The organism is Lapidilactobacillus bayanensis, from assembly GCF_003946695.1.
Taxonomy (GTDB): domain Bacteria; phylum Bacillota; class Bacilli; order Lactobacillales; family Lactobacillaceae; genus Lapidilactobacillus; species Lapidilactobacillus bayanensis.
The window spans coordinates 97,800-107,638 of record NZ_RHOX01000007.1; the positions used below are offsets into that span (position 1 = coordinate 97,800).

Below are 9,839 nucleotides of genomic sequence, written 5' to 3' on the forward strand. Positions count from 1 at the left end.
TGGAACACTGTGGGCTCGACTTTAAGCCAATCTATGATTGTCTTAAAGCTCGACCTTCTCGTAAGCGATAAATCGCTAACGAGAATTTCACAGCTGACCGCGATTTCCCTCCGGCACTGACAAACAAGCTGATATGGTGTGATGTAACCGCAAATTTGTGCTTCTAAAAATTAGAAGTGATTCAACAACACGTCAATTCAGCGCTTGCGCAAAGGTTGCCCTCTTGCTTATTTAGTGGTGGAAAATAAATACCGCTCAGTAGTGACATTAATGTTAGCAATTTATTGCTTACATTAAGGCTCGCATTTGAGACGATTTGTATTTTAATCGGCTCAAATCGACGCCCACTACGTTCCAGCGACTAGTGTTTATTTTCCACCACGATACCTCGCACGTTCCATACGCAACCTTTGCATAAGCGCGAAGAACCACAACACAACAGTTTTAGTTTGCTACCTGAAGAACAGATCCAGTTCGCCAAAGCGAAAGATTAATTCTGCCCCTGTTGCAATTGATACAATTGATAATAATGACCATGTTTGGCTAATAATTCATCATGACTGCCCATCTCAACAATTTTGCCCGCGTCGAGCACGATGATTTGTTCTGCATCGCGAATTGTCGACAAACGGTGAGCAATTGCGATTGTCGTCCGACCTTGGCGAATTCGGTGGAGTCCTTCTTGAATGAGCGTTTCTGTTTCAGTGTCAATACTAGCCGTTGCTTCATCCAAGACAAGAATTTTCGGATCGGTCACAACCGTCCGTGCAAACGAAAGTAATTGGCGCTCACCACTAGAGAACTTCGCGCCGCCTTCAATGACACGAGCATGATATTTACCTGGTAATTTTTCAATAAAACGATCAGCCTGAACAAATTTCGCAGCATCATAGACTTGCTCGTCAGAGATATCTTGATTAAACAAACGAATATTTGAAGAAATATCGCCGTAAAACATAAATGAATCTTGCAAAACAAGTCCAATTTTTCGCCGGATTTCAGACATAGGATAGTCCTTAATATCTCGATCATCAATCAGGATCTGGCCCTCATAGAATTCATAGAAGCGCATCATCACATTGATAATCGAACTCTTACCAGAACCAGTGTGTCCGACAATTCCAATCGTCTCACCCGGATTGGCAACAAAAGAAATATCATTAAGAATTTTATTTTTTCCATCATACGAGAAAGACACGTGGCGAAATTCAATCTTGCCCATTTTAATTTCACCGTGCGCGCCTTCATTCTGTGCTGGTGCATAAGTTTGATCGTCCAAAATTCTTAAAATCCGGCTGCTAGCTACAACACCATCCTGCAAACTGGATAATGAATCCATCATGTCTGACATGGGATTGAAGAAATTCGAAACATAAGTGGTAAAAGCGTAAATCACACCAGCTTCGACAAATTGATTCTGGGCAACTAACCCAAAATGCGTCAAAACGGCCACGATTGCTAAGGCATAAAGTAAATTAATCAGAGATGATAATAATAATGAGTTGGTGCGAATCATCGCCTTACGAGCGTTTAAATAGTCTTGATTAGTTGCCTCAAATTCATCGCTTATCCGCTTCTCCTGACGAAATTCTTGAATGATGTTGATGCCCTCAATTGATTCATTCAACTTGACATTCAGTTCACTTAACTTCTCACGCATGTGACGATAAACCCGCGAACTGTAATGCGAATAATACCAAATCGCCAATAATAAAATCGGCAAAAATCCGAGTACAATCCATGCTGAAACTGAATTAGTCGTATACATGGCAATAAACGCCGTGATAATGGCGAATAAGCCCGTTAATACCGAGGCAAATACCGCCAAGAAGTCCATTAATGACATGGTATCGTTGGTCACCCGCGACACAATCGAGCCAGCAGGTGTTAAATCGAAATAACGCATGCCTAAAGTATGCAACTTCTTAAATAAAACAAGCCTGACATTTTCCAACGTTTTTTCAGAACCCATTGAATACAGATAGTTGCTGAAAAACTGCAGAATTGCCTTTAAAACAGTTCCTAGAAAGTACAGCGCGGCAAAATCAAGAATAATATTGAACGCCGTATTGCCCTTATTCAAGAAGTGATCCATGAAGTATTGCAGTAACCGTGGTAAAAGAATATTGATCGTTGCCAAAAATGCAGAGAAAACCAAAGCAATTAAAAAATAACTTTTAAATGGCAATGCATATTTCATAACACGGGCAATAATCTTGACCTGATCTTTCGTCGAAATGCTTTGTGTCCAAGCTGATTGGTGCGTCTGGTTTTCTTTATCAGTCGAATTAGTCTCTGCCATCTTGATCAGCCCCCATTTCTGCAGAAATTTGTTGCCGCTGCCACATTTCTGCGTACCAACCATCTAAGGCGAGTAGTTGTTCGTGTGTGCCGCGTTCAACAACACGGCCATCGTCAATCACGAGAATTTCACTCGCGTTAACAACGGCGCTTAAACGATGTGACGCAATAATTGTGGTTTTGTTGTGACGTTCTTGCTTCAAGTTCTCCAGAATCTGCATTTCCGTTTTAGCATCCACTGCCGAAAGCGCATCATCAAGAATTAATATCTCCGGCATCGTAATCAAGGCTCGAGAAATTGCCAAACGTTGCTTCTGACCGCCAGATAACGAGACCCCTTTTTCACCAACCAATGTGTCATATTGATTACGGAAATTCTGAATATCGTCATGAATTGCGCCTTGTTGCGCAGCCGCTTGAACCTCGAGATCACTCTTATCCATTGCGGCGAAGCGAATATTATCGCGCACGCTGCTGGAGAACAAGAAGTTATCTTGCGGCACATAACCAATAGCTGATAATAAACCTTCCAATGTATAATCCTTGACGTTCTTACCGCCAATCATAATCGTGCCGTCATAATTATCGAATTCACGCAATAATAATTTGATGATGGTAGTTTTACCAGCACCAACGCGACCAACTAAGCCCAGCGTGCCACCAGCAGCCAAATCAAAATCAATCTTTGTTAATGCTGGTTGTTGGTCGTCAGGATACGTAAATTGGGCAACATGATAATCAATGCTACTACCGGCCAAGGCCTCGATCGCACCAGGCCGTTCTTTAATCAAACTTTGTTCACCCAGTAATTCCGCCACACGATCATAACTCGCATTACCACGCTCAATCACATTAAATAGACGGCCAATCGCAAACATCGGCCAAACCAAAGCCCCAATATAACTGACAAATGAAATCAATTGTCCCAATGTGATCACATGCGTTGTAACTAACCAGCCACCGTAGGCGATTGTAATCGCATAAGTTAAGCCGATAATAATACTTGTCGTCGGGTCGAAAAGCGAGTCAATCCGATAAACTTTACGATTAATTCTAACCGTTTTATTAATAATTTTTTCAAAATCGGCAACATCTGGCTGATTTTGGTCGAATGTCTTAATGACTTTAATGCCACTAATTGATTCTTGCGTTTTATCGTTCAAGCGCGAAAAAGCAGCCTGTGATTCACCAAACGCCTGATGCAGACGACGGCCTAGAACACGTGCAGATACAGCCAACAATGGCATTGGAATTAAGGCCACTAAGGTTAGCCGCCAATCCACAAAAACCATCATCGCGATAATCGTCGTACCACCTGTCAAAATCGAATCGAACAGCGTTAAAATTCCGGCACCAGCTACGTTTTGAATGGCATTTAAATCATTGGTCGCGTGAGCCATCAAATCACCGGTGCGATGGCGCTGAAAGAACGTTTCGTCCATTTTCATGAAGTGCGAAAACAGGCTCGTCCGCAATTCACGCTCCAAAGTTGCGGCACCACCCCAAATCATATTCCGCCAACCATAACGACTTAAATACTGTACCAACGCGGCTAGCGCTAACAAACCAACCCAGAGAAACAATAATTGCAACGTCAACTGACGATCATTCATTAGATCAGCAAGAACACCGATAACACGTGGCGGAATTAGTCCCGCTAAATCCGCCAATAATAAAAATAGTACCCCAGCAATGTAGCGCTTCTTTTGTTGCTTAAAAAACCAACTTAACTTGATAAAAATCCCCATAATTTAACCTCGTCATTCTATTCATCTAGCTTGATAATAAACCACTAAAATACAAAAAAAGCGGGTATAAAACACCCGCTTAAACACATGAATAGACGATATTATTTGCCGTTTTTAGACTGTTGAGCCTTCATGGCGGTCATCATTTGATGCAACTTCTTTTCAGAAGGTTTTTGCCCCATTTGAATCATCATTGTCCGCATCATATCTTCATTTACAGGTGGATTATCTTGAAAATACTTCTTCATATAGGCGCGTGCACCGAAGAAACCTGCCACTGCGCCACCAATTACACCAAGGATAATTAAGAAAACTGCTAAACCTACACTCATCTTCACGAAACTCCTTAAAATAAATTCTGCTACTATTTTACCCATGAACCCACAAAATATGCAAGTCAATCCGCTAATATTATGCGAAATATGTTAACACCATAGCGGTGAAAACTTTTATGATTACGATGATGCGTACTTCCAAAAACATACCGATAGAATGCTGTGAGTGTTAATCAAAACTAAATAAAAAACTTTATTCAGAAGTACTAAGTCCTAGAACTGTTATGCTGCGGTTCTTCGTGCCTGCGGAAAATACGCTGGTGGAACGCTGTGGGCTCGACTTTAAGCCAATCTGCGATTGTCTTAAAGCTCGGCCTTGTCGTAAATGCTAAAGCATTAACGACAATTTCACAGCTGACCGCGATTTTCCTCCGGCACTGACAAACGAGATGCAGTGGCGTGATTTAACAGTAAATTTGTGCTCCTGAAAATTAAAAGCACTTCAGCTTACACGTCAATTCAGTGCTTGCGCAAAGGTTGTCATCTCGTTTGTTTAGTGAGGGAAAATAAATACCGCTCAGTGGTGAGATTGTAGTTGCAGCTTTAGCTGTTACTACAAGACCTGTCTTGGAGACAATTTTGTAAAAATTGGCTTCAAGCAGTGTCCACCACGTTCCAGCGACACGTATTTATTTTCCCTCACGGTATCCGCACGCTCCATAAACAACCTTTGCGTATGAGCGAAGAAGTACAACATAGCAGTTTTAGTCTCCGCTATTTTGATTAGTTCCAGCGCCAAGTATTCCTTCGCCGACACGGCACGCACCGAATCCCGTTAACAACCTTTGCGTAAACGCGAAGAACCACAACATAGCAGTTTTAGCTACCACGATTCCGAATTACCGGCAACGCAAAAATACTAGAAACAAACTACCGATGACTTCAGTTAGACGTACGTTATTCGTTATCGCGCAAATCTTTCTCTTTTTGAATTCGACGCACTTTTTGAGGCGTCACTTCTTTGCCGTCTTTATCAAATACACGTAAATTCTCAACCTGCGTCCGAAAACCAGCCCGGAACTCTTTTAAATAAGCCTTGCGTAAATCTGCACGTTCAGCTGTTTCTTTATCGGTAAGCTCGCCTTTTTTTGCTTTAGCAGCTAATTCATTTATTCTAGCAATTAATTTCGGATCGATTTCTGACATTAATAACAACTCCCTTGGTCTTATTAATAAATAACAAACATACACGAACATAAGTTTGATTTTTACAAATACTTATGCTAAATTAATATTAACATACTATTGAGGTGTCATATGACTAAAACGGTTAGTTCTAAACAATTGGAAGTGCTCCAATATATTTACGATACGGTATCCGACCGTGGCTATCCACCAACTGTTCGCGAAATTGGCGCGGCGGTCAATTTGTCATCCACATCTACTGTACACGGTCATCTATCACGGCTTGAGAAAAAAGGGCTGCTTGAACGAGACCCTACGAAACCGCGCGCAATCGAAGTAACACCTGAGGGCCTAGACGAGCTGGGTATTAAGAAGCAAGCCATTCCTGTTTTAGGCGTGGTCACTGCCGGTGAACCAATTCTTGCTGTTGAAGAAGCTACCGACTATTTCCCATTACCACCTGAATTAAATATTGACGATAATAATTTGTTTATGTTAACGATTCGTGGCGAGAGTATGATTAACGCTGGCATTTTGAGCGGTGATCAAGTGATCGTTCGCCAACAACGCGACGCTAAGAATGGTGATATTGTCATTGCCATGACCGAGCAAGACGAAGCGACTTGCAAACGATTCTTCAAGGAAGACGATCACATTCGCCTGCAACCAGAGAATGATACGATGGCGCCAATTATTTTGCCGAATGTAACAATTCTTGGGAAAGTCGTTAGTTTATACCGTTCTCACATTTAGCCTAAAGTTAAAAGTAAACCTAATAATCAAGATTCGAGATACAATCGAAACTTCGCCATTATACTATTAGTTTTATAGATCTGGTAAATATTAACGTAAATTGTGCAGCTGTTTAAATCTACTAAACAAGAAAGGAACTGGGGTTTTTATCCCAGTTCCTTTCTTGTTGTATATCGCATTAACTTTAATCACCAACAATTGTACTATTGTCGGCACCTTGTTCACCAAGAACCATTTCTAAGTTCTTGATACGTTCATCTAGTGGTGGATGATCATCCATCATTCTTGACCACCAAGAACGCTTCCCCGCTTTACCAAAAAGTGGTTCAACCAAACAGAGTTGCGTCGTATTTGGCGATAAAACTTTCGCATTCGGTACTGGTCCTGCTAATTTTTTGAAGGCTTTAATCAGGCCCATGGGATTACCTGTTAATTCCGCACCGGAAACGTCGGCTAACGCTTCACGTTTTCGAGAAACGAATTTCTCTAACAAATAACTCAAAGGAATGCCTAATACAATGATAAGACCACCGATTGCCATCATTGCTAGTCCAATTAATTGCGTGTAGTTCGAGTCACGATTGTTGTCGTTACTACTACGGCGACCGCCAAAAGCATACATCATGCCTTGACCAACATGAACTAAACCGTAACCCAAAATCGTAATGAAACCCACTAAGGCAATTGATAATGTACTGATCCGAATATCATAGTTCTTAATATGGCTCATTTCATGGCCAATAACGCCTTCTAGCTCTTCGCGATCCATTATGTCGACCAAACCTTGTGTCACCGCAATACTGGCCTTATCAGGGCTCATACCCGTAGCAAAAGCATTAGGCGATGGATCAGGGACAATATAAACTTGGGGCATGGGCAAACCGGCTGCTAGACTCATTTCGGTTACAATGTTATAAACTTTTTTGTAGTCGGGATTAGTCGTATCCTCGCTAATTTTTGAGCCTTTATTCATGCGCAAAATATTTTGGCCATTTTGCCAATATTGAAAGGCAATATAAAACCCAAGAATAACTTCAAGGATGCCTAACCACAACAATGGTTGATAAGGATTTTCTGTATCTTGCAAATTACCAAACACGACCACTAAAATTACAAAAATAATATTGATCATGGCAAAAAAAGCAACAATTGCCCACAGTGAACGTTTCTTATTCGCTTGAACCTGTGACTCAAGCGTATCTAAATGATTGTGCATACGAAATAACTCACCTTCTGTCGTTTAATATTGAATTAATCGACGACTAGAACTTAACTTCAGGTGCAGTCTTAGTTGCTTCTTCAACCGGCAATTGTTCTTTCTTAGTGAAATGAAACATACCAGCCAAAATATTAGTTGGAAAGACTTCGACTTTATTGTTGTAATCACGAATTGTTCGATTGTAATTCGTCCGTGATGCTGCAACGCGGTTTTCAGTACTCGTTAGTTCTTCTTGTAATTGACTGAAGTTTTGTGCAGCTTTCAAGTTGGGATAATTTTCAGAAACAGCAAAGAGATGACCTAAGACAGAACTCGCTTGAGCGTCGGCTTTGGCTCGGGTGGCGATTGATTGACTTTCATCACCCATCACACTGGCTTGCTTCTCCAAATCATCAAGCGGATTAGCTTGTGCTTGACCGTTTGCTACACCGCGTGCTTGAATGGCATCCATTAGAGTGTCATGTTCGTGCTTAGCATAACCTTTAACCGTATTAACCAAATTAGGAATTAAATCAGCACGACGCTTCAATTGAACACCAATTTGGCTTTCAGCTTCATCAGTTAAGTTGCGCGCTTTAACCAAGCCATTATATAGACCAGCAATCAACACAACCAAAACCACGATCACAATAAGTGTAATAATCATATGAGCTTCCTTCTTTCATTTCTGTATGCTTCTCATTCTAACATGTTATCGGTGAATTAACCTCTTTAAAGACAAAGATACTCAGTAAGTTAATAAAATACCGTTGTCACAATTAACCTAACTTGATTTAATGGGTCAAGAGATGCGAATTCTGTCAATTCGTTGACAAATTAAGTGCGGCCAAAAACTTGGTCACCGTTCGGTAATAGCCAGTTTTATCTTTGGTGATTGATTCAGCGTGATCGGCTCCTTTAACAATCAACAATTGATCGTGCTGGTTATTCTGCTTGTGCGCCGCATAAAGTTCTTTAACCATCGCCGTTGGTACGAAATGATCATCGCCGCCGTGAATAAACAACGTTGGCAACTTCGACTTCTTTAAGGCTTGCACGGCATTCGCTTGGCCTAAGAAATATCCTGCCCGAATTCTCGTTACTAAACTAGTCACTGGAATTGAAACCAACGGCGGAATTTTCGGAAACATTTCCTGCTGTTGATAAGTTAATTCCGCCTTAGCGGTCGTGTAACCACAATCCTCAATGACAGCCTTAACTTGACTGGGCAGTTGTTCACCGGAAGTCATCATTACTGTTGCTGCACCCATGCTGACACCAAATAGTACAATCTTTGAATTAGTCCCATTCTTTTGAATGATTTGTTTAATCCAGCCCTGGTAATCTTTACGTTCAGGCCAACCATAGCCGATATAATCGCCTTCACTGGCACCGTGACCACGAGCGTCAGGCAATAAAAGATTATAGCCTAACTGCTTAAACAATCGCGCATACAGCCCCATTTCTTGACGACTACCCATATAGCCATGTGCAATAATCACTGTTTTATTAGCATGATTATCAATATAATCAGCCTTTAAAGCTAGATGATCAGCAGATTCTTGCGACCAGACTACCTTCTTCGCCTGATTTTTAAACCAATTCAGATCAGCGTAATTAGGATCTTTTTTCTGCAAAGGTTTGGCCTTGGCAATAAAAGATTTAGGATGATTACTCACCGCATAATTGTAGAAATAGTTACCAATCCCTAATTCAATCACCGAACCCACCACGAAAAGAATTGCGACGATAATGATTATCTTCTTCAAAAAATCTCCCCACATCTGCGATTGGTCAATGCCGCATGACCGCGTTTAATTGCACCTTACTTCATTGATGAAATGACTCATTATGATTTATTTAGATTACCTTATCTGATTAACAATTTCAATTCACGCAACTTCCAAATTTACTGCGCTTGTAATTGTGATTAAGAACAGAGAAACTATAACTGTTATTTTGCGGTTCATCGTGCTTGCACAAAGGTTACATACGAAACGTGCGGGTGCCGTGGTGGAAAATAAATACTTGTCGCCGGAACGTAGTGGGCGTCGATTTGAGCCGATTGAAGAACAAATCGTCTCAAATGCGATCCTTAATGTAGGCAATAAATTGCCAACATTAATCTCACTACTGAGCGGTATTTATTTTCCACTACTAAACAAGCAAGAGGGCAACCTTTGCGCAAGCGCTGAATTGACGTGTGGTTGGATCATTTCTAAATTTTTAGCAGTACAAATTTGCTGTTAAATCATACCACTACATCTCGTTCATCAGTGCCGGAGGAAAATCGCGGTCAGCTGATCGAGTAGGAAGTAATTGTAAATTACCGTCCTCTCACACCACCGTACGTACGGTTCCGTATACGGCGGTTCAATA

Annotated in this window: 9 protein-coding genes; 2 read left to right on the forward strand and 7 right to left on the reverse strand. The window is 41.2% G+C overall.

The genetic code is table 11. From position 1 onward, the window contains the following. Nucleotides 1-490 precede the first annotated feature (490 nt). The 4 genes from EKM65_RS04145 to EKM65_RS04160 all read right to left on the reverse strand — a co-directional run bounded on the left by EKM65_RS04145 (nucleotide 491) and on the right by EKM65_RS04160 (nucleotide 5,530). Complete coding sequence (locus tag EKM65_RS04145) at nucleotides 491-2,302, reverse strand: ABC transporter ATP-binding protein (RefSeq protein WP_225420390.1); 1,812 nt, start codon at nucleotides 2,300-2,302, stop codon at nucleotides 491-493. Next, nucleotides 2,289-4,049, reverse strand: coding sequence for an ABC transporter ATP-binding protein (locus EKM65_RS04150; RefSeq protein WP_125605778.1), 1,761 nt, complete (start codon nucleotides 4,047-4,049; stop codon nucleotides 2,289-2,291). The genes EKM65_RS04145 and EKM65_RS04150 overlap by 14 nt, the downstream gene beginning before the upstream one ends. A 101-nt stretch (nucleotides 4,050-4,150) precedes the next feature. Next, nucleotides 4,151-4,381: a YneF family protein gene (locus EKM65_RS04155; protein ID WP_125605780.1), complete on the reverse strand. Its 231-nt coding sequence runs from the start codon at nucleotides 4,379-4,381 to the stop codon at nucleotides 4,151-4,153. 900 nt (nucleotides 4,382-5,281) lie between these two features. Continuing rightward, nucleotides 5,282-5,530: a DUF896 domain-containing protein gene (locus EKM65_RS04160; protein WP_125605782.1), complete on the reverse strand. Its 249-nt coding sequence runs from the start codon at nucleotides 5,528-5,530 to the stop codon at nucleotides 5,282-5,284. 111 nt (nucleotides 5,531-5,641) lie between these two features. Between EKM65_RS04160 and lexA the strand changes: the two genes are divergently transcribed. Next, complete coding sequence (lexA, locus tag EKM65_RS04165; RefSeq protein ID WP_125605784.1) at nucleotides 5,642-6,262, forward strand: transcriptional repressor LexA; 621 nt, start codon at nucleotides 5,642-5,644, stop codon at nucleotides 6,260-6,262. Between the two features lie 184 nt (nucleotides 6,263-6,446). Here lexA and EKM65_RS04170 read toward each other — a convergent pair whose 3' ends face one another. The 3 genes from EKM65_RS04170 to EKM65_RS04180 form a co-directional block, all read right to left on the reverse strand. Beyond that, nucleotides 6,447-7,478, reverse strand: coding sequence for a M48 family metallopeptidase (locus EKM65_RS04170; protein ID WP_125605786.1), 1,032 nt, complete (start codon nucleotides 7,476-7,478; stop codon nucleotides 6,447-6,449). A gap of 46 nt (nucleotides 7,479-7,524) precedes the next feature. Continuing rightward, nucleotides 7,525-8,127: a LemA family protein gene (locus tag EKM65_RS04175; protein ID WP_125605788.1), complete on the reverse strand. Its 603-nt coding sequence runs from the start codon at nucleotides 8,125-8,127 to the stop codon at nucleotides 7,525-7,527. A 154-nt stretch (nucleotides 8,128-8,281) separates the two neighbouring features. Then, nucleotides 8,282-9,229 (reverse strand): alpha/beta hydrolase, encoded by a 948-nt coding sequence (locus EKM65_RS04180; RefSeq protein ID WP_225420391.1) that lies wholly within the window; start codon nucleotides 9,227-9,229, stop codon nucleotides 8,282-8,284. Between the two features lie 244 nt (nucleotides 9,230-9,473). Between EKM65_RS04180 and EKM65_RS04185 the strand changes: the two genes are divergently transcribed. Next, a complete protein-coding gene (locus EKM65_RS04185; RefSeq protein ID WP_125605792.1) occupies nucleotides 9,474-9,710 on the forward strand; it encodes a hypothetical protein in 237 nt (78 codons plus the stop codon). The last annotated feature ends 129 nt before the right edge of the window (nucleotides 9,711-9,839 follow it).